Below are 25,402 nucleotides of genomic sequence, written 5' to 3'. Positions count from 1 at the left end.
TATGAACAAGACAGTTTACCTCAACCATGACTCTGACCTTACAGAAAATCGTCACCAGGAGCCCATCGCCATCATTGGGATGGGATGTCGTTTTCCAGGTAAGGCTGATTCCCCGGAGGCTTTTTGGCAACTATTAAGTAATGGTGTCAATGCAGTCAAAGATATTCCCTCTTCTCGTTGGGATCTAGAGAGATATTATGACCCCAATCCTACACCAGGCAAGTTTTATGTGCGTTCTGCGGCTTTCCTTGAACCAGAGGAAATAGAAGAGTTTGATGCCGAATTTTTCCGCATGGCATCGCGGGAAGCAGCTAGCTTAGATCCGCAACAGCGTTTACTTTTAGAAGTAAGCTGGGAAGCTCTCGAACATGCAGGAATTGCACCCACCTCCTTAGCGGGTAGCCAAACAGGTGTATTTGTCGGTATTCACTGGGATGATTACTCAGCAGAACGCTTTTATATGGTGAATCCGAGTGACCTCAATGCTTACCCCACCTTGAGCAATTTGCGGAGTCTATCAGCAGGGCGAATTGCCTATGTGTTAGATTTGCATGGCCCTACACTACAGGTTGATACAGCTTGTTCTTCCGGTTTAGTATCGGTTCATTTGGCTTGTCAATCCTTGCAGAATCGTGAGAGTAATCTGGCTATCGCTGGTGGTGTTAGTCTGCTACTCTCTCCTAAACTAACCGTTGGCTTCTGTCAAATGAATGTCTTAGCCAAAGATGGTCGCTGCAAAACTTTCTCGGACTCAGTAGATGGATTCGTACAGGGAGAGGGTTGTGGGATGATAATTTTGAAACGTCTCAGGGATGCTCTTCGCGATCGCGATCCGATCTTGGCAACCATCAGAAGTTCAGCAATCAATCACGATGGCTACAGTTTAACCCTCACAACCCCTGCGATTGCTGCCCAGGAATCAATGCTACGCCAAGCTGTAGAAAACGCTCAAATCGAGCCTCAGCAAGTTCAATACGTTGAAACCCATGGAACTGGAACACCTTTAGGGGATCCTATTGAAGTCAAAGCCTTGGCAAAAGTATTAGGGCAAAATCGTCAAAACCCATTGGTAATTGGGTCGATGAAGACCAATATGGGGCACTTAGGAGCAGCTTCTGGTGTAGCTGGTTTAATCAAAACTGTTCTTTCGCTCCAACATAACCATATCCCCCCCAATTTACATTTTGATAAACCCAATCGACGCATTCCTTGGCATAAATTAGCCGTTACCGTACCAACTGAGCTGATGCCTTGGGCAGAAGATGAACCAAAACTGGCAGGGGTAAGTTGTTTTGGTATGAGTGGAACTAATGCCCATGTAATTTTGGAAGCCCCCCCCAAACCGTCGCAAGTTGAGCTTTCTACTGAGGTAATTGAACCTCAATACCATTTACTTACTTTATCTGCCAAGAGCGAAAAAGCTCTCAATGCAATCACACAGAATTATTTAACTTTCTTAGACACAACAGAGTATTCTTTAGGGGATATTTGCTATAGTGCTGCCACTGGACGTTCCCATTTTTCCCATCGATTAGCGATAATTGCCAACTCGAAAGCAGAGATTAGGCAACAGCTTGATAGTTTGGTCAAAGGTGAGAAAATTACAGGTCTAATCCAAGGTGATACTTACGGTTCAGTGCCTAAGATTGCTTTCTTATTCACTGGACAAGGGTCACAATACGTTGACATGGGGCGGGAACTTTACGAAACTCAACCTACTTTCCGTCGAGTGTTGCAGCAATGTGATGAAATACTGCACTCCTATTTAGATCGACCTTTGTTGTCAATCCTTTATCCCAACAAACCAGAAGACATCATCAATCTCACAGCCTATACCCAACCTGCTATATTTGCCTTTGAATATGCTCTGGCAGAGTTGTGGAAATCCTGGGGAATTATCCCTGATGTGGTAATGGGACATAGTGTGGGTGAGTATGTGGCAGCATGCGTAGCGGGAGTGTTCAGCTTAGAAGATGGTTTAAAGCTAATCGCAACTCGCGGAAAGCTGATCGGGAAATTACCACAGGAAGCCCATGGCAAAATGGTTAGCGTCATGGCGAGTGAAGAACTAATCAACTCTGCAATCGCACCATATGGGAAAAAAGTTTCTATAGCTGCGGTGAATGGACCCCAGAGCATAGTTATTTCAGGTGATAGCCCATCCATCGATGCCATTGTTACTGAACTGCAAGCCAAGGAAATTAAAACCCGCGAATTAACAGTTTCCCACGCTTTCCATTCCCCCCTGATGGAGTCAGTGTTAAAGCCCTTTGGTCAAGTTGCGGCGGAGGTCACCTATTGTTCACCCCAAATCCCCCTCATCTCAAATCTTACAGGCGAACAAGTCACAGATGATCTAACAACTGCCAATCATTGGGTGAACCATATTCGTCAGCCCGTGAGATTTGCCGATGGTATGAATACCCTGCAAAAAATGGGGATAAAATGCTTTGTAGAAATTGGAGCTAAACCCATTCTTTTAGGCATGGGAGCGAATTGCCTAGTTGATCAAACAGAACATTCCACATGGCTACCTAGTATCCGCACTGACGCAGAATATTCCACTTTGGTAGAAAGTCTAGCACAATTGTACGTTCGCGGTATCAAGATTAATTGGCAAGGGTTTTTCTCAAGTGAGCACCATCGCAAAGTAGTATTACCCACTTATCCTTTTCAAAGAGAGCGCTGTTGGGTGGAGGTACAGCAGGAAAGAGTTGCTAGAAAGAGCAGTAAAATCTCTGCCCATCCCTTACTACAAGAGCGAATCTATTCATCCGTACTCAAACCAGGAGAAGTCCAGTTTGAAGCTTACCTTGCTCACAACGATTTAGCTTACTTGTTAGACCATCGTGCCTTTGGTCAAGCAATTATGCCTGCTAGCGCCTACTTAGAGATGGTTTTGGCAGCAGGGAATCAACTGTTGGGGACTCCGTCGATAACCTTTAAAGAGGTAGCCATTGAAAAAGCCCTCAAACTGGAAGAAATCCAAACAGTGCAACTGGTTTTGAACTCCGATGGTGAAGGCTATTCGTGGCAAATTTTTGGTTTAGTTTTTATCGATGAAGAGCCTACTTGGACGCGCTACGCAGCAGGAAAGATTAGTAGAGGCAAAGAGCAACAAACTTCAGAATTAAACACAGATTTAACCACCCTTAAAACTCGTCTGCCACAACATCAGGATATCAAAGCTTTCTATCAGCAAGTCGCTACTCAAGAATTTGTCTATGAGAGCAACTTCCAAAATTTACGGCGCTTGTGGTGTTCTGAGGGAGAAGCCCTTGGACAAATTAATCTAGCTAAACATCTTCTCAATCATCCCTATCATTGGCATCCAGTTCTCTTGGATGGATGTTTCCAAGTGATTTTAGCAGCTTTGCCTACCGACTCTTCAGATACTTATTTACCTGTTGCCTATCCCGATTTCACCTTTTGGGAAGATCCAGATCGAGAGGTTTTCAGTTACGTTAAACTTCATGGTCAACCTGGTCAAGAAACCCTGAAAGCAGATTTGCAGTTGGTGGGTAAAGAAGGCAAAGTTTATGCTGAAGCCATAGGTTTGCAACTGAAAAAGGCTCGATCTCAATCATTACAGCAGAAAGAACTCTGGAAAGATTGGCTTTGCCAACTGGCTTGGAAAGAAGTTAAGAAACCAGTGGGAACCCTAAAGTCAGTTAAACAGGGCGATTGGCTAATTTTAGCAGACCGAACTGGTCTAGGGAAAAATTTGGCAGACTTGCTGAGTATACACGAACAGCGATCGCACTTAGTCTATACTGATAAAACTGATCATAAATTGAAGCCAGGTCAAGATTCTCTTAACTGGAAAAACCCAGCCGACTGGCAGCAATTGTTAGGGAAGGGATCTTATCAAGAGGTAGTGTACCTTTGGGGGCTTGACGAAAAGGACTCCTGTGATTCTAGTTGCGAGCAAGTATTACATCTAGTTCAAGCTTTAATTTCAGCTAATATCTCTCCCCGATTGTGGTTAGTCACCCAGGGAGCACAGTCAGTATTCAAGGATGATATTGTCAATATCTGGCAAACCCCTATGTGGGGATTAGGTAAAACCCTTTCTCTGGAACACCCAGAATTTGCAACCACCTGTTTAGACTTAAGCGCTGATCGCCTCGACAATGAAACCGCTAAGTCTTTGCTCCAGGAATTACTTACTCCCGATCACGAAAACCAAATTGCTTATCGCCGTGGGGTTCGCTATGGGGCTAGGCTGGATTATTCCCAACCTGTACAAACACTAGCTAACACTCCCGTAACGTTGAAGTTGAACAGTTACGGTACCCTTGACAATTTAGCATTAGTTCCCTTGGCTTCCTCTTCCTTGGCACCAGATGAAGTAGAAATAAAAGTTAGGGCGAGTGGACTTAATTTTAGAGATGTGCTGCGTGCCTTAGGCATGATGCGCGACATCGAGGAATCTTTAGGGATTGCTAATTCAGCAAGGGATATATTGTTCGGCTTTGAATGTGCAGGCACAATCGAGCGTGTGGGCAAACAAGTCTCTGATTTCCAAGTGGGTGATGCTGTGATTGCCTACGCATCAGGTAGTTTGGCAAGTTTGGTTAAGGCTAAAGCAACATTAGTAGTTTCCAAACCACCAGAACTCAGTTTTGAAGAAGCAGCAACAGTTCCGGTTAATTTTTTGACCGCCTATTACGGTCTGTTGAAGTGTGCCCAAATTGGTTCCACAGACCGCATATTAATTCACAATGCGGCGGGAGGTGTTGGTCAAGCAGCAGTTCAATTGGCAAAGCTGAAAGGAGCAGAGGTATTTGCGACAGCTAGCCCACCCAAGTGGGATTTCTTAAAGTCGGTGGGCATTAAGCATATCTACAACTCACGTACCCTTGAGTTTGCTGAGCAAATTATGGCTGACACCGATGGAAAAGGTGTGAATGTTGTCCTCAATAGTCTAGCTGGTCAGTTTATTGATAAAAGTTTTGATGTGCTTGCCCAAGGAGGGCGTTTTGTAGAAATCGGTAAACTTGGCATTTGGGATGAGCAGAAATTGCAAGCTTTGCGTCCTGATGCGGCTTTTTTCCCCTTTGATTTAGGGGAAATGGATGGGGCGAAAATTTCTGCCATGTTGCTGGAACTGATGAACTTATTCAAAGAAGGTAAACTCAAGCCCTTACCCCTTAAAGCTTTCCCCATCACCGAATATGTCAATGCTTTCCGCTATATGCAGCAAGCCAAGCACATTGGTAAGGTAGTGTTAAGTTTTCAAAATCCAGAAAATTGCTTAGTCCGCCAAGACAGCAGTTATCTGATTGCAGGAGGATTGGGCGCATTAGGATTGCAGGTGGCTCAGTGGCTGGTGGAACAAGGTGCTAAACATATAGTCCTCACCGGGCGAAGCAGTGTCAAACCAGCAGCAAAGGAGGCTATTAAACAACTAGAGCACTCAGGAGCTAAAGTCTCAGTTGTTCAAGCTGATATTTCTCATCAAGAAGATGTGAAAAAAATCTTGACTCAATGCCCTAATTTAGCTGGTATCATCCATACCGCAGGTGTTTTAGCTGATGGTTTGTTAAGGGAACAAACACCGACGCGCTTCCATACCGTTATGGCATCGAAAGTGCAAGGAGCTTGGAATTTACATCTTTTGACTCAAGATTTACCCTTGGACTTTTTTGTCTGTTATTCCTCCGCTGCTTCTTTGTTGGGTAATGCAGGTCAAAGTAATTATGCAGCAGCTAATGCCTTCCTTGATGGCTTAGCTAATTATCGAAGAGCGCAAGGATTACCTAGTTTGAGTATCAATTGGGGACCTTGGGGCGAGGTAGGAATGGCAGCAAAACTTTCTAGTCGCTTGAAAGCTCAAGGTTGGGGTATTATTAGTCCTCAACAAGGTTTGCCAGCATTAGACTACTTAGTAAAACACGGAGATAGCTCTCAAGTAGGAGTGCTGCCGATGAACTGGTCAACATTCTTAGAACGAATGCCAGAAAATTGGCCATTATGGGAGAATTTCCAGACAAATATTGTTAAATCTTCTCAAGAACAACCAGCCTTACTTGACCAACTAAAAGCGACTCTAGCTCATGAGCGACGCACCATCTTAATGGAGCATGTTCGTTCGGCCATCAGAAAAATAATTGGCTTGAATGCAAGCACGAGGATTGAACCGCGTCAGTCTTTGTTTAACTTAGGACTTGACTCCCTAATGGCGGTGGAATTGAGAAACAATCTGGAAAAAAGTACTGAACATTCCTTGCGCTCAACTCTGCTATTTGACTATCCCACTTTAGAGGCATTGGTGAATTACCTGTTGCAAGAGGTACTCATTATAGAAGATACAAGTGCCCAGACCGCCGATGAGGAAACAACAACATCTAGTCAAGTATTTGAAGAACTTTCGGAAGAGGAAGCGGACATTTTACTAGCCAGCAAGTACGAAAAATTAAACAGATTATTAGGAAATATTTAACATGGTTCAAACTCCCGCCAAACCAACCACATTGCAGTTGCTCCAAGCTCTAGAGGAAGCGAGTTCCAAACTAGAGGCTGTTCAACAAGCAAAAACAGAACCGATTGCCATTATTGGCATGAGTTGTCGTTTTCCCGGTGCAAAAGACCCAGAGTCTTTTTGGCATTTACTCTCCAATGGGGTGGATGCAATTCAGGAAGTCCCTGCTAACCGTTGGCAGATTGATGAGTGTTACGATCCCGATCCCGACGCTCCGGGAAAGATGTATAGTCGTTATGGTGGCTTTTTGTCGGAAGTTGATAAATTTGACGCTCACTTCTTTGGCATCTCACCTAGGGAAGCCATGTCCCTTGACCCACAGCAACGGCTACTACTAGAAACAAGTTTTGAAGCTTTAGAAAATGGTGGTCAGTCATCAGAAAAGCTATTTGGCACAGCAACGGGTGTGTTTGTGGCAATTAGTACTTTTGATTATGGGATGCGTTTGTCACAAGCGCGATCGCAAATTGATGCTAACCTGGGTACAGGTACCCTTTTAAGTCCAGCAGCAGGACGCTTGTCCTATAGTCTGGGATTGAAAGGTGCAAGCATGGTAGTGGATACAGCCTGTTCTTCTTCCCTCGTCGCCACCCATCTGGCTATCCATAGCTTGCGTAACAGGGAATCTGACCTAGCTTTAGTGGGCGGTGTGAACTTACTGCTGGCACCAACCCTAAGCATCAACTTCTCAAAAGCGCGGATGCTTGCCCCAGACGGTCGTTGTAAAACCTTTGATGCTAATGCCAACGGGTATGTACGTAGTGAAGGTTGTGGCGTTGTGGTTTTGAAGCGCCTCAGTCAAGCTATAGAGGATGGGGACAACATTTTAGCCTTAATTCGAGGTTCTGCCATCAATCAGGATGGGGCGAGTGGTGGTTTAACAGTACCCAGTGGACCTTCCCAGGAAGCAGTAATTCGTCAAGCACTGAAAAATGCAGGGGTCAAGCCGAAGGAAGTTAGCTATATCGAAGCCCATGGTACAGGCACTTCTTTAGGAGACCCCATTGAAGCTAATGCTTTGGGTAGCGTTTTTGGTAAGAGGGAAGAACCCTTGATTATAGGCTCCGTTAAAACCAATATCGGACACCCAGAAGCAGCAGCAGGTATAGCCAGTTTAATCAAAGTTGTTCTCTCACTGCAACATAAACAGATACCCCCTCACCTGCACTTTCAGCAACCTAACCCTTACATTGATTGGGAGCAACTACCGCTCCAAGTGCCTAGGGAATTAAGGCAGTGGTCAAGAGTCAATCAACAAAGGTTTGCTGGAGTTAGTTCCTTTGGTTTTAGTGGCACTAATGCCCATGTCATTCTTGCCGAAGCACCAGCAGTTGAACTAAAAAGCAAAGAGCAAACTGCCCAACTACCCCTCCATCTGCTCACCCTCAGCGCCAAAACTAAACCTGCTCTTGAGGAAATGCTTCACAACTATACAGAGCATTTAGCTACTCATCCTAGCCTAGACTTAGCTGATATTTGTTTTACCACGAATACCCGTCGTACCCATTTCCCCGAACGTTTGGCAGTGGTAGCTGACTCAGTGGCACAGTTACGGGAACAGTTGTTAGGGTATCAAGTGGGGGTCGAACATCATCACCTGTTGCGAGGTAGTAAGGATGAATACCAACCCCAGATTGCATTTCTATTCACTGGACAAGGTTCCCAATATCTCGGTATGGGGCGAGAACTATACGAAACCCAACCGATATTTCGTCAAACCCTAAACCGTTGTCAGGAAATTTTGGGTCCTATGGGAGACGAAGGGCGTTTGCTCCTAGACATCCTCTACCAAAGCGATGACCATTCCTTGCTGGAGCAGACCGTTTATACCCAGCCTGTGCTATTTGCCCTAGAGTATGCCCTAGCTCAGATGTGGCTATCATGGGGAGTCGAACCCACCGCAGTTATGGGCCATAGTGTAGGGGAATACGTTGCAGCTTGTGTGGCTGGGATTTTTTCCTTAGAAGACGGCTTGAAACTGATGGCAGCTAGAGGACGCTTGATGCAACAACTGCCTACAAATGGACAGATGGTTTCTCTGTTGGCATCGGTTCAACAAGTGGAAGAAGCACTTGTCGGTAACAGTTTAGTTAGTATTGCTGCTATTAATGGACCCGAGAGTGTGGTGATTTCCGGGCAGCAAGAAGCAGTAAGTCAGGTAGTACAAAAGCTAGAACACCAGGGAATTAAGCATAAGCGTTTGCAGGTTTCCCATGCCTTCCATTCAGCAATGATGCAGTCGATGCTAGCTGATTTTGGCAAGGTGGTGCAAGAGGTTAGTTTCCACCAACCCAAACTTAACTTTATCTCCAATGTTTCAGGTTGTCAGGAGCGGCTGTTACCTACATATACCCAATATTGGCTCGACCATGTAATAAAACCAGTTAGGTTTGCTGCAGCGATGGAGACCTTACATCGCCAAGGGCTAGAGATATTTGTGGAGATCGGACCAAATCCAGTTCTCCTGGGAATGGGACGCCATTGTTTACCCATGGAGTATGGCATGTGGTTACCGACGCTCCAGCAAGGACAAAGTGATTGGCAAGAGGTACTGAAGGCTTTGGGGCAATTATATGTCCAGGGGGTGAGGCTCGATTGGGAGGGTTTCCATGGTAACTCTACTTACAGTCCAGTTAGCTTACCCACTTATCCTTGGCAGCGAGAACGCTACTGGATTGAAGAAGAACCAAGAAATCTTCTCCAGAAATCTGGTTCACAGAAAAACCGACCTCCGCTATTAGGACAACGTATTCGCAGTGCAGCGCTGAAGCAGCAAATTGTATTTGAAAGTCAACTTAGCCCTAATTTCCCTACCTATTTAACTGACCATCGTATCTACGAGAAGGTTGTTTTCCCCACCGCAGCTTACGTTGAGATTGTCTTAGCTGCAGGGGCGCAAATCTTTGCCTCAGGAAAGGTGGATAATCACCCAACCTTAGTGGTGAGTGACCTATTGATGGAACAGCCACTAGTTTTGGATGCCACAAAAACAACCTCGGTTCAATTAGTGGTAACACCAAATAAATCAGGGTATGATTTTGAGATTTTCAGCCTCAAAAACTCAGAACCTGTGGATGAGAATGAAACCTGGACTCGCCATTTATCAGGGTTGATTTTAGCTGGAGAAACTCCAGCAGCAACAAATTCCCTAGATTTAGCTGAACTGAAGCACAAAATTAACCAAGAGATTGAAATCGAGAATTATTACCAAAAGTTCCGCGACGTGGGAGTAGAGTATCGGTCAAACTTCCAAACAATTGAGGAGTTGTGGTGTTCTCAAGGTGAATCTGTAGAAGTTCTCGGTAAAATTAAATTACCTGAGACAATAGAGCTGAATACAAATGACAGCTTACATCCACTCCTGTTAGATGGTTGCTTGCAGCTTTTGGCAGCTGCTCTTGGGGATAGTCCTGATAGCGAGACAAAAACTTATTTCTTAGTTGGCTTAGAGCGTCTAAATTTATTCCGTCAGCCCAGCACAAGTGTTTGGTGTCATGTTCATCCGTCAAGTAAGCCCAGCCCCGGTGTACTGTCCTCTTTTGATTTACATTTAGTAGATGAGAACGGAATAGCAGTGGCGGATTTGCTTAACCTACAGGTTAGCCGTGCCAATGAAACTGCTCTATTTGCCAATCAAACCGACGATTGGTTATACACCATTGCTTGGGAAGCAAAGCCCCGTATCTCCAAGAATAATAAAAGGTCTAAAGCAGGTAGTTGGCTAATCTTTAGCGATGGGGGAGAAGAAAGCAGTGCCTTAGCTGAACTCCTCAACCAGCAAGGTAATCGCTGTATCTTTGTTTCCCAAGGGTCATCTTTTGCTACCTTAAATGGCGGTCACTATCAAATTAACCCTACTGAACCAGAGGATTTCCAGAAGCTCATTGCCGCAATAGTAAACCAGGAGCAGCAGTCCGTTTACCCTGGCATAGTTTATATGTGGGGACTTGATGGAAAGCCTGAGGTGTCAGATGTTCCCACCACAGCAATGGGTTTATGTACTGGGATGTTGCATTTGACTCAAGCATTAACGAAAGTTTCTTCCCATCATGGCAAGAGAACAATACCTCGTTTATGGGTAGTAACTCGCAATACCCAAGCAGTTACAAAAACAAACTTACAACTGCAACAAGCACCATTGTTGGGCTTAGCCCGTGTAATGGTTTTAGAACATCCCGAATTAGAAACTGTCTGCATAGATTTGAATTCGCACCAAGTGAATGAAATCGAAATGCTGCTCGAAGAAATCCTCTTCCCAGAACCAGAAGAGCAAGTCGCTTTTCGGGATGGAGAGCGTTATGTTCCTCGATTGAAACGTGCTGATGCTAAAAATATTGCTCAACCAGCAGAAATTAATTCATCAGGCCGTTATTTAATCACGGGTGGCTTAGGTGCATTGGGGCTGCAAGTGGCAAATTACTTGGTGGAACAAGGTGCACGTCACCTGCTGTTAGTAGGACGGAAAGGAGCAGTATCAAAAGAAGCACAAGCAGGAGTTAGGCAGTTAGAAGAGAAAGGGGCGTTGGTGAAAATTATTAAAGCTGATATTTCCCAAGCCGATAGCGTCACGACACTAATAGCCGAAACTGACATTCCTTTACGAGGGGTAGTTCATGTCGCAGGTGTTTTAGATGATGGAATGCTCAGAGACCAAACCCAGAAACGCTTTGCCAAAGTAATGGCTCCCAAGGTTCAAGGTGCTTGGAACTTACACCAACTGACCAAAGAAATGCCATTGGACTTTTTTGTCTGCTTTTCCTCTATGACCTCGGTTCTAGGCACAATAGGTCAAGGAAATTATGCTGCCGCTAATGGTTTTATGGATGCACTATGTCATCACCGACAAGGATTGGGATTACCTGCTGTTAGTATTAACTGGGGACCTTGGTCTACTTCTGGGATGGCAACTCGATTGGATGCGAATCTGCAAAGTCGTTGGGATGCCATCGGTTTTGGTATGATCTCGCCTAATCAAGGAATGTATCTATTTGCCAAATTGTTGAACAGCAAAGTACCTCAAGTTGGTGCAATGCCCATTGATTGGTCAAAGTATCCTGTTGAGAGTACTTTCTTTACTTACCTCCAGAAAACTACTGACCAAAAGCAAGCGCCAGAGCAAACCTCAGTTAGTATCTTGGAACAAATCAAAGCGGCTGAAAAAGAGCAGCGCTATGAACTTTTAGTAACTCATATCCAATCTCAAGTATCTAAAGTCTTGGGCTACCAGAAAAAGAAGGCATTTTCTGTTAAGGAAGGATTTTTCGATTTAGGGATGAGTTCTCTGACATCAGTAGAGTTGAGAAATAATTTGCAAAATAGCTTGGGCTGTCGTTTACCCGCCACACTCACTTTTGACTATCCCACGGTTAAAAAATTGGTGGATTATCTGATGGTAGAGTTTATAGAAGAGGAGGATGAAGACGAGATATTTGCCTCTGAACAGTCCTTCCCTACAGACACAACAGTATCCACATTCGAGCCCCTAGGAGACAGTGATGACGCAGAAGAAATTGCTAAACAATTTGCAGCACAATTAGGTGTGCAATGGGTTGATTAAATTAGTTGGAGCAAATAAGTAGTCGGACATAAATAAACGGTACTGTCTCAAAAACTGTAAAATCCTTGTAACCATTACCCCAAAAGCTTTAGCCGATATTTACAAAACTTTATACAGCACCCAAGACTTTTGTCCAACTACTTAGTATCTATTTTTTGTCGTTGTCATTTTAATATTGGAGAATAAGGCCAATGCAAACGCAGCAAATTGGTTGCCTGAAGAAAAGGATAGACTTTAATCTAGTGGAGAAAGAGCTTGATCTTCTCAAAACCTTTCCAATTTGTACTGGCTACAGCGGTTATCAGGTTGGTTGTTGGCAAAAATTTCCCTTGTTAAATAGCCAGGGTAATGCTCAAGATGGACGGTATTACTCTTACGAAGGTTTCCCTAAAATAACAGAGATTGGCGATCAACTTGCTTACCTTACTTCATTGGTAACAGATATATTTTGTCTAGAGTTTCTTAAGGTAGCTGACATTTTTGAAATGAAAAGTGGTAGCTTTCTTTTTCCTCATCGAGATGCTCTAGACAATCAAGAAGACTTTAAGACTAATTTCGTGAGGCTACATATACCCCTCAAAACTAGCAATGGCTGCTTCAATTCTTGTGGAAAACATGTCTACCATCTGGGACCAGGAGAAATTTGGTTTCACAATGGCTATGCTGTTCACAGTGCTGCAAATTTTTCCCCAGAGTCACGTTTTCATTTAGTTGTAGCTTTCCCTCCTGGCGTTCCTGTCGATGCTTTATTCAAAGATAAATCCGTGATGATGCTGGGAAAGGAAACAATTTCAATTGATCGCGAACCTCTCACTGAAGCAGACATCAGTGGGATCTACAGTCTGAGCAGCATTATTAATGAATACAATTTTAAAGAGATAGTAGCTGTCTTAGGTAAGTTGCACTTTAGCAAACAAGTTAGCTCATCACTGACTTATAAGTGGTTGCAGGAAATTACGACAGCTACAGGTAACCCAAAGCTTATCCACAAGAGTAAATTAGTCAAGGAATTTTTCGTTGGTCCCAGACCTAAAAATCCTGGTGTCGATGTTCAATGGCTTTAAGCATTTAAGAATAACACACTATCAAGTATTTAATGAATTATTCAAATGAGTGAAAAAAATGAACAACGCTATGTTCAATTAATGAAGGTAGCGTCACAAAAAATAGCTAATTTACAAGCCGAAATTGAGCGATTAAAGCAGAAAGAACGTGAGCCTATTGCCATTATTGGTATGGGGTGTCGCTTAGGTTCAGCCGATAATCCTGAGGAATTTTGGGACTTACTTGTCAATGGCGTAGATGACATGGGAGAAGCCCCGGAAGGACATCATTCCTATCTAGATCCATACTACGATCCAGAGCCTGGTAAGCCTGGTAAGATATACATAAATCGTGCCGCCTTTCTCAACCAGTCTCCCGCAGATTTTGATGCCAATTTTTTCGGGATTTCACCAGATGAAGCTGCTAGTCTAGATCCTCAACATCGGCTGGTGATGGAAGTTGCGTGGGAAGCACTCGAAAATGCCTCACTGGTACCAGAACAACTAGCTGGTAGTCAAACCGGTGTATTCGTTGGCATATGTGCCAATGATTATGCTTGGCAACTTGCTAAACAAGATCCTACAGCAACAGATCTCTACGTCGGCTCGGGGAATGCCTACAGCCCAGCAGCAGGTCGCCTTTCCTACTTCTTCGATTTTACAGGACCTTGTCTAGCGGTTGATACGGGCTGTGCATCTTCATTAGCAGCTATTCACTTGGCAGTTAACAGCTTGCGACAGGGAGACTGTAATCTAGCCCTGGCTGGAGGGGTACAACGATACGGCTCACCAGAATACTGGATCAACCTTTGCAAGTCCGGGATGTTATCTCCAGATGGTCGTTGTAAAACCTTTGATGCTAGTGCCAATGGTTATGCCCGTGGCGAAGGGTGTGGCATGATTGTTCTCAAAAGGCTATCCGATGCCCAATCTGATGGGGACAAAATTCTGGCTTTAATTAGAGGAACTGCTCATGGACAGGATGGACGCACCAGCGGTTTAACCGTACCTAGCGGGTCTTCTCAACAAGCGGTAATTCGCAGAGCACTCGCCAATGCTGGTATTAAACCAAAGCAAGTCAATTATATTGAAGCCCATGGTACAGGTACATCTTGGGGAGACTCAATTGAAGCCAATGCCTTGGGTAGCGTTTTTCGCAAACGAGAAGAACCTCTGCTCTTGGGTTCGGCGAAAACTAATATCGGTCACTTGGAAGGTGCATCCGGTGTCGCAGGTTTGATTAAAATCGTTCTTTCCTTACAAAATGAGTTAATTCCCCCTCATTTGCACTTCAAAGAACCTACGCCCTATGTAAGTTGGGATGAGATGCCACTAAAAGTGACAACTGAACAGACTCCTTGGTCAGCAACTGATAAACCTAGGATTGCTGGACTCAGTTCTTTTGGGTTTAGTGGTATCAATATACATGCGATCCTTTCAGAAGCGCCAGCAGTTGCACCATTAAGTAAAGAGCAAACCGCCCAACCACCTCTCCATCTGCTCACCCTCAGCGCCAAAACTAAACCTGCTCTTGAGCAAATGGTTCACAACTATGCAGAATATTTCGCCACTCATCCTAACCTAGACTGGGCACAGACATGTTTTACTACCAATAATTGTCGCACCCATTTCGAAGAACGTTTGGTGGTGATAGCCAACTCAGTAGCTCAGGCACGGGAACAGTTATTAGCCCATCAAGCAGGGATGGAAAACTCCCATCTGTTGCAGGGTAGCAAGAGAGAAAGTCAACCTCAAATTGCGTTTCTGTTCACTGGTCAAGGTTCCCAGTATCTGGGTATGGGGCGGGAATTATATGAAGCACAACCGACATTTCGTCAAGCCCTAGAACGTTGTCAGGAGATTTTAGAGACAATTGGTAATCAGGAGCGATCGCTACTGGAACTACTCTACTATACCGATGACAGTTCTCTGTTGGAGCAGACCGCCTATAACCAAACCGCCTTGTTTGCTGTAGAGTACGCACTAGCCGAGATGTGGAAATCTTGGGGCATTGAACCAAACATTGTCATAGGCGATAGTGTAGGGGAATATGTAGCAGCTTGTGTAGCTGGGGTTTTCTCCCTAGAAGACGGCTTGAAACTCATGGTTGCTAGAGGACGCTTGATGCAGCAACTGCCCACTAACGGAGAAATGGCATCCACTGCAGCATCGGCAAAACCAATAGCACAGACACTTCAAAACAGGGATGTTGTTACCCATGCAGCCTTTACGAAACCAATGCTGGAGGATTTTCGTAACCTGGTGCAAGAGGTAACTTTTCATCAACCTAGACTCAACTTTATCTCGAATGTCACTGGTTCTCAAGAAAGCACTTTACCAACTAACCCAGACTATTGGCTTGATCAGATGCTCAAGCCGGTGCAATTTGCCACAGCCATAGAAACCCTCCATAGCCAAGGGGTAGATATATTGATGGAGATAGGACCAAAACCTATTTTGCTGGGCATGGGACAACAGTATTTACCCCTGGGCTATGGCACCTGGCTACCGACACTCCAGCAGGGCAAAAGTGATTGGGAAGGGGTATTACAGGCTTTGGGGCAATTATATGTTCAGGGTATATGGATTGATTGGGAGGGTGTTCATCGTGATTCTGAGTATACTCCAGTAAGTTTGCCCACCTATCCTTGGCAAAGAGAACGCTACTGGATCGATGTGAATCAACACCAACCATCCCAAAAAACTGGAACGCTAGTTGAAACTGTTAAGGTTAAACCTGTCCTAGAGATTCCTAATCTTTGGATTAAATGCTCTCAGCCTAATCCAAACGCCGATTTACGCCTATTTTGCCTACCCTATGCAGGGGGTGGAGCATCGATTTTTCGCCTCTGGCATCAAGAATTGCCGTTAAATGTAGAAGTTTGTCCCATTGAGCTACCTGGAAGAGAAAGTCGCATTAGGGAAAAAGCAATCTCAAGTCTTGAAATTATAACAGATAAATTAGTGGATGTCTTACTGCAATATGTAGATAAGCCATTTGCTATTTTCGGTCATAGTATGGGTTCACTAATTGCTTATGAACTAGCAAGAAAACTACAACTCAAAAATGTCAATCCAGTTTATTTATTTGTATCAGGTCGTCAGGCACCTAATGCCCCCGAGTTATATCCACCCTTTTATTCATTACCAGATGCTGAATTCATTGAGACATTAACTAATATTTACCCTAATATTCCAGATGCTGTCCTCAAAGAAGAAGAACTAATGGGCTTGTTCTTACCAGTTTTGCGAGCAGACATGACGTTAGCCCAAACCTATAGGCAGGAACAAGTAGAGACTCTGAATTGTCCCATTGTTGCTCTGGGTAGTATTGATGATGAGGAAGCTAGTTATGATCGTCTTATTACTTGGCGTGAGTATACCCATTCCTCATTTTCAGTTCAGACATTTCCAGGAGGACACTTCTATCTAAATGAAGATAGACAACCCTTGTTGCAGTTCATATCTAAAACGCTCAAAGCTATACACTAACTGGATGCATATTCCGCATTAAGAATTAAATTCGCCACGGATCGCACCTCAAGAATTTGTACCTGACTGAATTGCAAACCGTTGTATGATAGTTTTTAATAATACCTAATATGCTTAGTAGCACTCCCTCTAGCATTAATCTTCAAGACAGTTTTTTGGTGCTTGAAAACAAGCGTTTCCATTACATTTGGTTGCGTCATCATTGTTTATGTCCCCAGTGTTGCGATCCTTGGTCTGGGCAAAAAATTTATGACATTAGCGCCTGTACTGATTTGCCTAAACCACTATCTGCCACACTCAAAGGTGAAAACCTAGTTATTGATTGGCAAGAATATCCCCCCCACCAAAGTGTATTTCCAATTTCATGGCTACTAAACCATGCCTATGACCCTGAACCTAATCCTAACTTTGAGCCAGAGTATATTTTGTGGGATACGGATTGGTTGAGGGCACATCCTCCACAACAGCATGATTTCAGAAACTGCAATCGAGAAACATGGATGAATCAGCTTTATGTCCTTGGATTTACCCTAATTAAAAATGTACCTCACGAGGCTCTTGAATCATTTCTTACACTAATTGGACCAATCCGTGAGTATGCCAGGGATGGTAAGTTCTCAATACTTAAATCTGTTCGTCCATCATCGGAGTATGCTTGCTCAGACTTGGGATCTTTATCTAATGAGTTAATACCCCACAATGACATAGTTTCGTGCGATGCATCTCCAATTGTTGGGGCACTTTATTGTGTTGATAATACAACCAGTGGAGGTGAATCTATCCTGATTGATGGTTTTAAGATGGCAGAGGATCTGCGTCGAGAAGAGCCAGAGCATTTCTCAGCCTTGACGGAGATACTGGTGGATTATTGGCATTACTTTGATTGCGGGTCTTACTTAATGCGGAGCAAGAAGCCTATCATTCAGTTAAATCGCCAGGATGAGGTAGTTAGCATTTACTACTCATACAAAAATATGAATATCAACTTGCCATTTGATCAGATTCAGCGCTTTTACGAGGCTTTGTCAGTTTTTATGGGCTATGTGAGAAGTCAAAAGTACCAATACAACTTCCGAATCCAGGCTGGAGATTGTTTGCTGTTTAACAACTCACGGATGCTTCATGGACGAAAATCTTTCGATCCTAGTACGGGATTTCGATATCTTGAAACTGCTGCCGTTGAATGGGATTATTTGAGGTCACTTCTAAATTTGAAATATCTCCAACATCCTGCCATTGAAGCATTATCTATCTTAAATACCCATAGATCTGGAGTGCAGTATAGTTATTAAATGTTTCATTTTAGTAAGGGTTGATAACAATCATGAATGTGTCAAATAAAGTTCAGTGGGTCTATAGTTCAAAAAATAATCACGAACTCAGTGATCGCTATAACCAATGGGCCAAGGATTACGAACAAGATTTAAATGAAAATTTTGGTCGTCTTAACCGCGAACCTATTGTCGATTTAACAATTAAGTACGTCCCTAGAAATGCTCAAATTTTAGATGTGGGAGCAGGTACGGGTGTAGTCGGTCAATGGCTGCAAGAGGAAGGCTTTCACAACCTAGTAGGAATCGATATGTCTGAAGGGATGCTTACTGAGGCACAAAGGAAAAATATCTACACTGAATTGCGCCTTATGGTATTGGGTGAACCTTTAGATTTTCCCAGTGCTACTTTTGACGCCGTTACTGCTTGTGGGGTATTTACTTACGGACATGCTCCGAGCCATTCTTTTGATGAATTGATTCGTGTTACTAAACCGGGAGGATACATTATTTTTACCCTACGCCCCGATTTCTACGAAAGCAGCGATTTTAAAGACAAAATGGCAAATTTAGAAGCACAAGAAAATTGGAAATTAACAGAGCTGGGAGATAAATATCAAGCAGAACATGTGGATCAAGTGCCTATCTATTTTCAAACATGGGTCTATCGGGTAATATCAATTTCCTAAATAAATAGCTAGACAAAAAGTTGAATTTCCTGATTTTGCAGGAAGTAGTCAGTTCTTGCAAAATTAGGATTTTTTGTTAAACGCTACTAAACGGCTAAAAAGGATACAGGGTATATATTGTAACGATTAGTTTTTCAGTAACTTTTTTACTGCTTCAAACACTAAAACCTGCAAAATTTTTTCAAAATGTGGCGTTGGTGATTGCGTAATGTTTTAGACACAAGTAGGTATAGTTTTGAACTTTAGCTTTAAGGATGACAATACAGATCTAACTGTTGCTGTAGTTGCTATATAGCCTTCAAGCCTCGCTGAAAATAGAGATATTTATTAGACTTGATACTCATTAAAGTGTGGGTAAGTTCAGACCATAAAGTCATGGCATTAACCCAGGCATAAGTCAATAGTCCGATCTTAAAATAACACTTGGTGTGGCTCAAGTTGTTGCTGGTTTTTATGAGTAGTAGTAACATAAACATAAAGGGAAGTATATCCTAATGAATGTCCTCTAAAAGTAGAGAGAGTATAAGCATGCATCAATGACCAAAACAAGAGCAAGTAAACGAGTATATTTGACCCGATTTTGTTCTAAATTATAGCCTCCTGTCTGACAAGATTTAAACATTGTTTCAATTCCCCATCTAGCTCGATAAACAGCTAAATTTTTCTGGAGAGTAGATAAATTCGTTAGCAAGTACCAAGGGTGTTTATGGTGCTTTGAGCGATAGTTTATTTGTCTTCAAGACAGGTTAAAATGATTTGCTCCTCTGTATTTAATAGGGATTTTATTCCACCACAAGCTTTAATCAATCTAATTTCTGTTTTAGCGATTTATGAATTTTTTTTATGGTGGTATTTTTGGGCGTTTTAAATTAGTTCATTAAGGTGTTTATCACTTAATAATCTCAATCTATTTATTGACTTTGGATTACGTTTAATATAGCTAACAATTGGAATCATTTTTTTAAATAAAAGACTTATTAAATTTTAATATAACATAAAAAAAAGCATTTTTTGAGTTTTTGGAGATGTCTATTATAAAAAATAAAAATTGACAATGTAAGGGAATTTAGAATTTAGAATTTAGAATTTAGAATCGGGAATAAACAAAAGAGTTTAGGATACCGTCGGTGGATGCGTTCGCGTAGCGTGACCTTTGGTCAATCGCGCAGCGGCTCCAAAGGAGCATCGCGTAGCCTGATCAAAGTCAATCGGGTAGCGGCTCCAAGGTCTCATCGCACATAGTCAACCAAACTAAACTAGTTAATTAATAAATTGCACTGCTGATCGCAATTCTCATCACAAGTGAGGTAAACAGAATTTTTTCCGACGAGCCTACCCCTGTTCCCTGTTCCCTGTTCCCTGTTCCCGATTCCCGATTCCCGATTCCCTACTCCCTACTCCCTACTCCCTACTCCCTACTCCCTAAAAAATTTGTTACAAAAGTTTTCAAAATATGTTATCATAAAAGATTATTTGTGTTATAATAAAATTACCGTGGGCGCTAAAACGTTCCACGGTAAAAGCCAGCCGACAGTTTCTCCAGGACCCCAGGCTGGCTCTAGACCCCCAGTTAAGGAGATACCTAATATTTTATGTCGTACTCTCAACGCCTACACCCATGGGTAGTTGTTCGGCTGTTGCCCGAAATGCAGCGGGTGGTTGTTGCTCGTTTCCGCAACCGTTCTGATGCGGTTCGCGTAGCGTGACCTTTGGTCAAGGTCACTTGCAGGCTCTGAAACGACTGATGCCTGATGGGAAATTTATCATTATCTTCGATATTGGTCAGCCTATAGACGGCCAGCCTATAGACGACGAGCCTATAGACGACGAGCCTATAGAAGAAGAATCTTAAGGAGCAGGGAGTGTGGGAAGTTTGGGAGACCCAGCTCCCCAGCAATCAAATTTTAGTCTGACCCCAGAAACAGCTCTGCAAAGTAGAGTGGGCGTTCTTCAGTAATTAGTCTTAATTCAGTCAATAGTCTATGGCAAAACCAGCAGATATTGGTAGCAAACGTCTAATCAGTCTCGCCCCCAATGCCTGGGTGCAATGGGTAACCGATAATCCCCAAGTGCGAGCATCGGAGTTACTCGATGCTGAATTCCAGTGGATTAGTCGGGAAAGCGACGTAATTGTCAAAGCCTCTAGTCCTGAACATCAAGAATTTTTGATTCTCAATGAATTACAACTGCGCTATAGTCAGGCCATGCCTAAGCGCATGCGCAATTATGTCGCTTTAGCGGAGGAGAAATATAACCTATCCACTTATCCAGTATTAATTAACATCTTGCCGCCCCCAGCCACCGTCACCATTGAAGACTGTTACGACAGTGAATTTATGGGACTAAAGGCACATCAAGATTATCGGGTAATTAATTTATGGGAAGTAGAGGCTGAATTAGTATTAGGACAACCATTAGCTCCCCTATTCCCATTTGTACCAATTTTAAAAGGAGGTGCTAGTGAATCTAAATTGCGCTCAGCCGTCCAGGCCCTAAGAGCAGATCAAACTTTGAACCAACTAGAACCATTGTTAGCTTTTTTCGCTAGCTTCGTCTTAGAGATACCGTTAATTCAACAAATCATGAGGTGGGATATGACAGTATTACGTGAATCACCCTGGTATCAGGAAATTTTACAAGAAGGAATCCAACAAGAACGTCTACGGAGTTTAGAGCGCATCCTTAACCTGCGATTTGGAGATATTCCTTTAGATATATCCCGGAAAATGGAAGCCTTAACTCTCCCACAATTAGACGAGTTAATCGCCATAGCATTAACTGTGAATTCTTTAGATGAGTTTACTCAACAGTTGCCCAATTAATTAAATAAATAGTGCGACACCCCACCTCACCCGTGGGGTGTGTTTTCCTCTGCTCTTAGTTTTGATATCATCAATAGACTATAGAATTTGAAGTTGATATAACATTTATCATAGCTATGAGGTGCGCTTGACCCATTAAAAATTAAATTCGCCACGGGTCGCACCTGAGGTAAACAGAAATTTTACCATCTTCCCTACTCCCGTCTTGATGCAGTCGCTCATGGGGGAAACCCCCAAGACCGCGCTGCATCGCTACTCCCTATTCCCTATTCCCTATTCCCTTATTTAACCCTTTTGAATTATGTTACCAAATCAACAAACAGTATCTGAAACTAAACCTGAAGCTAACCCTGAAACTAAACAGTATAGCCCTTTTGTATTTAGGATCTCTCCTATAATTCGGATTACCTTAATAACATTTTATTGGGCGCTGTTGATACCATTACCGTTTTTAGCTAAAGTATCATCGACTCCGGTATCGCCAATAGTCCTGTGGATAGGAATTAGCTTAGGATTTCTCGCCCTCTATGGAGCCTTAAGCGAACAGGTGATTGTAGATGACGAAAAAATTAAGGTGGCTTATCCCAATTGGGTGCCCCGATTCTTTCGCAAAGGTTGGCAATTACATTGGAAAGAGGTGAAAGACTTAAAAATGCGCACCACAGGTCAAGGGGGGCTTGTTTACTATTTCATTAGCCAGTCTTCTGACCAAGCTTACTTGCTGCCAATGCGAGTAGTGGGATTTAATCGCTTAGTTAAGTTAGTACAAAACTATACCGGGATAGATACCACCGATATTCGTCCTCTAGCACAGCCTTGGATGTATCTAATTTTGTTTGGCTTCACCCTCTTGCTATTACTGGTAGATGGCTGGACGATAACCACAGCTATCAATCAAGGTTTAATTTATTAATCAGAATGCCTTGATGCAGCTCCTTGCCATGAACGACTGCATCAAGACATTGATAATTTTGAATTGGAGCGAAGCGATTGACTAATCCCCTGTTGCAGCTCAAACAGGTAAGCCTGACCCTTTCAACCCGGGCTAAAGCGGCTGGGATACCTATATTAACTGATATTTCTTTCGAGGTCAGCCAATGCGATCGCATCAGCGTGATTGGACCATCTGGTGCGGGTAAAACCTCTCTGTTGCGCCTGTTGAACCGACTAAGTGAGTCCACCCAGGGAAATATTTACCTAGATAATCAGAACATCCGGAATATCTCTGTCCTAGAATTGCGCCGACAGGTAATGCTGGTACCTCAAGAACCAAAACTGTTAGGGATGACCGTTCAGGAGGCTCTAGCTTATCCATTGGTATTGCAACAGCTGCCAAAAAAAGCGATTGCACAACGGACACAAGGGATTCGAGAGAGACTGCGCATCCCAGCGGAGTGGTTAGAGCGTACAGAGTTACAACTGTCTTTGGGACAACGGCAATTGGTTGCGATCGCACGAGCACTAGTTGTCCAACCAAGAATAGTGTTACTCGATGAGCCTACCTCAGCCTTAGATGCTGGTATAGCCTCTCAGGTGATCAGGGTATTTACCGATTTAGCGCAAAAGGAGCAGATCACAATTTTGATGGTCAATCATCAGCTAGATATGGCTGAGTTATTTTGTAATCGAGTCTTGTATTTACAAGATACTCAGTTACTCCAAGACACGACCGCTGAGCAGATTAATTGGCAACAGTTGCGAGAGAGATTAGTACAAGCAGAAGCTAAAGCATCTCAAGAATGGGCTTAATCATTTCTTGACAGTTGACCCTTGACGGTTATTTTAATTTTGCCTATTGTCTATTGCTAGCATGTCTATTGCCTCTTGCCTCTTGCCTCTTGCCTATCATGCGTCTAACCTCCCTTGATGTCTTTCGAGGTATTGCCATGGCTAGCATGATTCTAGTCAACAATCCCGGAAGTTGGTCTTATGTCTATCCCCCGTTACTTCACGCTAAGTGGCATGGTTTTACCCCCACAGACTTAGTATTTCCTGCCTTTTTATTTATTGCTGGTGTAGCAATGGCTTTTTCCTTGGTCAAGTACACCAATAACAACCAATCCGTATCCCAAGGATATTCGCGTATTGGCAGGCGATGCGCCATTCTATTTGCCCTAGGCTTACTGCTCAATGGTTTTCCGACTTACGACTGGGATACTATTCGGATTATGGGTGTCTTGCAGCGCATTAGTCTTGCCTATCTCCTTAGTGCTGTAGCAGTGCTAAATCTAAGACGACGGGGTTTGTGGGTACTGACCGGAATAGTTTTGCTAGGGTACTGGGCAGCAATGTCTTTAGTACCAGTTCCTGATTATGGTGCTGGTAATCTCACACCGGAAGGGAATTTTGCTGCCTATATCGACCGTATGGTATTGGGAACAAACCATTTATATAAACAAGCTCAATTTGATCCAGAAGGACTGTTTAGCACCTTACCGGCGGTAGTAACTGTTTTGGTTGGCTATTTCGTTGGGGATTGGTTACGCCATCAACCGATACAGTCCCGTACTAGTTTGGGATTAGTACTATTTGGTCTAGGTTGTCTTGGTTTAGGCTGGGTTTGGGATTTCTGGTTCCCAATTAACAAGCAGCTATGGACAAGTTCCTATGTCGTCTTTGCTGCTGGTTGGTCGATGCTGTTACTGGCGGCTTGTTATGAGTTAATTGAAGTGCGGGGATTTCGCCGATGGGGATGGCCCCTAGAAGTGATGGGGTTAAACGCAATTTTTCTGTTTGTGGCATCTGGTTTAGTAGTTCGCATCCTGTATCGAACTAAGGTAGGGACAGGTGATAATGCTGTGAGTACCTATACTTGGATTTATGAAAATCTGTTTCGGTCGTGGGCGGGAGCCATGAATGGTTCTTTGATCTTTGCCATAGTCAATGTACTGTTGTGGTGGTTGATTCTCTATGGGATGTATCGGCGACGCTGGTTGATCAGGATTTAAGGGTTAAGGGTTAAGGGTTAATGGTTAATGGTTAATTAACCAACAACCTCTAATAACTCTTATGAGTTGCCAATTCTGTCCCAGATTTTAGATCATTATCACTTATCCCTTGATTAAACCGATAGCCAACATTGCGAACCGTTTGGATAATGCTGGGTTGTCGAGGATCGGTTTCTATTTTTTTGCGCAGGGCAAGGACGTGGGTATCAATAGTGCGTGGATTGTCAATAGCATTGGGCCAAGCACGGCGCAATAATTCAGACCGACTCAAAGCCATTCCCTCTGCTTGGGCAAGTACGTAGAGCAAACTAAATTCTTGGGGAGTCAGGTCAATAAACTCTTCTTTAAAGCGGACACGACGCTGGACTAAATCAATTTTGAGATCACCGTAGTCTAGAGACAGGGGAGCCACCGTAATGCGGAGGCGACGAATTAGGGCTTCTACCCGTGCCATAAATTCCTGTATACCAAAGGGCTTGGTCAGGTAATCATCTGCCCCAGCTTTAAGACCAGTGACGATATCTCTTTCACTATTACGAGCAGACAACATTAAAATTAGAGATTTTCGCTGTTGCTGAAGCCAGCAGCAAAATTCAACCCCATCACTGTCTGGTAAATCAGAGTCTAGGATAACCAGACTGGGTTGGCGATGGTGAAAGTCTTCCTTGGCTTGATCAAGATTTTGTGATTGGTACACCCCATAGCCGGATTTCTTTAGGTGGGACCCTAGAAGCGATCGCAAATGAGGGTTTCCTTCAATAATCTGAATTCTCACTGAGCCCACGGCACATTAAAGTCCTCTTAGCCTTAGCCGTTGGGATTTAATTGTAGCAAAAGCAACATCAACATTCTGTAACAACTGCTACTGATCACACTGATAGTGCCTTGGGTTTTTCAAATGCGACTTCCTAGGGGCAGCCTAGTGGCACGAAATATACCAGGTCAGAGGAACAAAGGGACAATAGGAAAAATTTTAAGTCACCAGTAATTTTAATTCACCATTTTGGATTATATCATATAAAATGCAATTTAGTCTAGCTAACATAACAAATAATTGAGAAAAGTATCGAGGACTTGCTACTTTTGCTAAACTGAA

Annotated in this window: 12 protein-coding genes; 10 read left to right on the top strand and 2 right to left on the bottom strand. The window is 43.3% G+C overall.

The genetic code is table 11. From position 1 onward, the window contains the following. Window position 1: 1 nt before the first annotated feature. The 6 genes from BJP34_RS30065 to BJP34_RS30040 all read left to right on the top strand — a co-directional run bounded on the left by BJP34_RS30065 (window position 2) and on the right by BJP34_RS30040 (window position 18,536). Complete coding sequence (locus BJP34_RS30065) at window positions 2-6,445, top strand: type I polyketide synthase (protein ID WP_070395515.1); 6,444 nt, start codon at window positions 2-4, stop codon at window positions 6,443-6,445. Window position 6,446: 1 nt separating this feature from the next. Then, the gene (locus tag BJP34_RS30060) at window positions 6,447-12,041 is read left to right on the top strand and encodes a type I polyketide synthase (protein ID WP_070395514.1); all 5,595 of its coding nucleotides are present in this window, start codon (window positions 6,447-6,449) and stop codon (window positions 12,039-12,041) included. A 191-nt stretch (window positions 12,042-12,232) separates the two neighbouring features. Continuing rightward, on the top strand, window positions 12,233-13,105 hold the full coding sequence (locus BJP34_RS30055; protein ID WP_070395513.1) for an aspartyl/asparaginyl beta-hydroxylase domain-containing protein: 873 nt from the start codon (window positions 12,233-12,235) through the stop codon (window positions 13,103-13,105). Between the two features lie 45 nt (window positions 13,106-13,150). Further along, window positions 13,151-16,576 (top strand): type I polyketide synthase, encoded by a 3,426-nt coding sequence (locus BJP34_RS30050; RefSeq protein WP_083305420.1) that lies wholly within the window; start codon window positions 13,151-13,153, stop codon window positions 16,574-16,576. Between the two features lie 110 nt (window positions 16,577-16,686). Continuing rightward, window positions 16,687-17,868, top strand: a complete 1,182-nt coding sequence (locus tag BJP34_RS30045; RefSeq protein WP_070395512.1) for a TauD/TfdA family dioxygenase — start codon at window positions 16,687-16,689, stop codon at window positions 17,866-17,868. Window positions 17,869-17,900: 32 nt separating this feature from the next. Then, complete coding sequence (locus BJP34_RS30040; RefSeq protein WP_070395511.1) at window positions 17,901-18,536, top strand: class I SAM-dependent DNA methyltransferase; 636 nt, start codon at window positions 17,901-17,903, stop codon at window positions 18,534-18,536. Window positions 18,537-19,041: 505 nt separating this feature from the next. Here the strand turns inward: BJP34_RS30040 and BJP34_RS41315 are convergent. Next, window positions 19,042-19,266 (bottom strand): transposase, encoded by a 225-nt coding sequence (locus tag BJP34_RS41315; protein WP_149031471.1) that lies wholly within the window; start codon window positions 19,264-19,266, stop codon window positions 19,042-19,044. Between the two features lie 1,252 nt (window positions 19,267-20,518). Here BJP34_RS41315 and BJP34_RS30030 point away from each other — a divergent pair. The 4 genes from BJP34_RS30030 to BJP34_RS30015 all read left to right on the top strand — a co-directional run bounded on the left by BJP34_RS30030 (window position 20,519) and on the right by BJP34_RS30015 (window position 24,306). Continuing rightward, window positions 20,519-21,358, top strand: a complete 840-nt coding sequence (locus tag BJP34_RS30030) for a DUF4351 domain-containing protein (protein WP_070395510.1) — start codon at window positions 20,519-20,521, stop codon at window positions 21,356-21,358. A gap of 301 nt (window positions 21,359-21,659) precedes the next feature. Then, entirely contained in the window at window positions 21,660-22,271 is a 612-nt protein-coding gene (locus tag BJP34_RS30025; RefSeq protein ID WP_193431287.1) for a hypothetical protein, read from the top strand. Between the two features lie 77 nt (window positions 22,272-22,348). Beyond that, window positions 22,349-23,107: an ABC transporter ATP-binding protein gene (locus tag BJP34_RS30020; protein ID WP_070395509.1), complete on the top strand. Its 759-nt coding sequence runs from the start codon at window positions 22,349-22,351 to the stop codon at window positions 23,105-23,107. Window positions 23,108-23,205: 98 nt separating this feature from the next. Then, window positions 23,206-24,306: an acyltransferase family protein gene (locus BJP34_RS30015; RefSeq protein ID WP_070395508.1), complete on the top strand. Its 1,101-nt coding sequence runs from the start codon at window positions 23,206-23,208 to the stop codon at window positions 24,304-24,306. A gap of 49 nt (window positions 24,307-24,355) precedes the next feature. Here BJP34_RS30015 and BJP34_RS30010 read toward each other — a convergent pair whose 3' ends face one another. Continuing rightward, window positions 24,356-25,090 (bottom strand): response regulator transcription factor, encoded by a 735-nt coding sequence (locus BJP34_RS30010; protein ID WP_070395507.1) that lies wholly within the window; start codon window positions 25,088-25,090, stop codon window positions 24,356-24,358. Between the last annotated feature and the right edge of the window lie 312 nt (window positions 25,091-25,402).

The sequence above is a fragment of the Moorena producens PAL-8-15-08-1 genome, assembly GCF_001767235.1.
GTDB classification, from domain to species: domain Bacteria; phylum Cyanobacteriota; class Cyanobacteriia; order Cyanobacteriales; family Coleofasciculaceae; genus Moorena; species Moorena producens_A.
Note: the sequence above shows the minus strand (reverse complement) of the source record. Positions and strands in the feature narration are given on the sequence as shown.

Bases quoted from the DNA above. Each gene is read 5' to 3' on its own strand.
- BJP34_RS30015 (WP_070395508.1), top strand. From the start codon at position 23,206: ATGCGTCTAACCTCCCTTGATGTCTTTCGAGGTATTGCCATGGCTAGC.
- BJP34_RS30030 (WP_070395510.1), top strand. From the start codon at position 20,519: ATGGCAAAACCAGCAGATATTGGTAGCAAACGTCTAATCAGTCTCGCC.
- BJP34_RS30065 (WP_070395515.1), top strand. From the start codon at position 2: ATGAACAAGACAGTTTACCTCAACCATGACTCTGACCTTACAGAAAAT.
- BJP34_RS30040 (WP_070395511.1), top strand. From the start codon at position 17,901: ATGAATGTGTCAAATAAAGTTCAGTGGGTCTATAGTTCAAAAAATAAT.
- BJP34_RS30045 (WP_070395512.1), top strand. From the start codon at position 16,687: ATGCTTAGTAGCACTCCCTCTAGCATTAATCTTCAAGACAGTTTTTTG.
- BJP34_RS30025 (WP_193431287.1), top strand. From the start codon at position 21,660: ATGTTACCAAATCAACAAACAGTATCTGAAACTAAACCTGAAGCTAAC.
- BJP34_RS30060 (WP_070395514.1), top strand. From the start codon at position 6,447: ATGGTTCAAACTCCCGCCAAACCAACCACATTGCAGTTGCTCCAAGCT.
- BJP34_RS30050 (WP_083305420.1), top strand. From the start codon at position 13,151: ATGAGTGAAAAAAATGAACAACGCTATGTTCAATTAATGAAGGTAGCG.
- BJP34_RS30055 (WP_070395513.1), top strand. From the start codon at position 12,233: ATGCAAACGCAGCAAATTGGTTGCCTGAAGAAAAGGATAGACTTTAAT.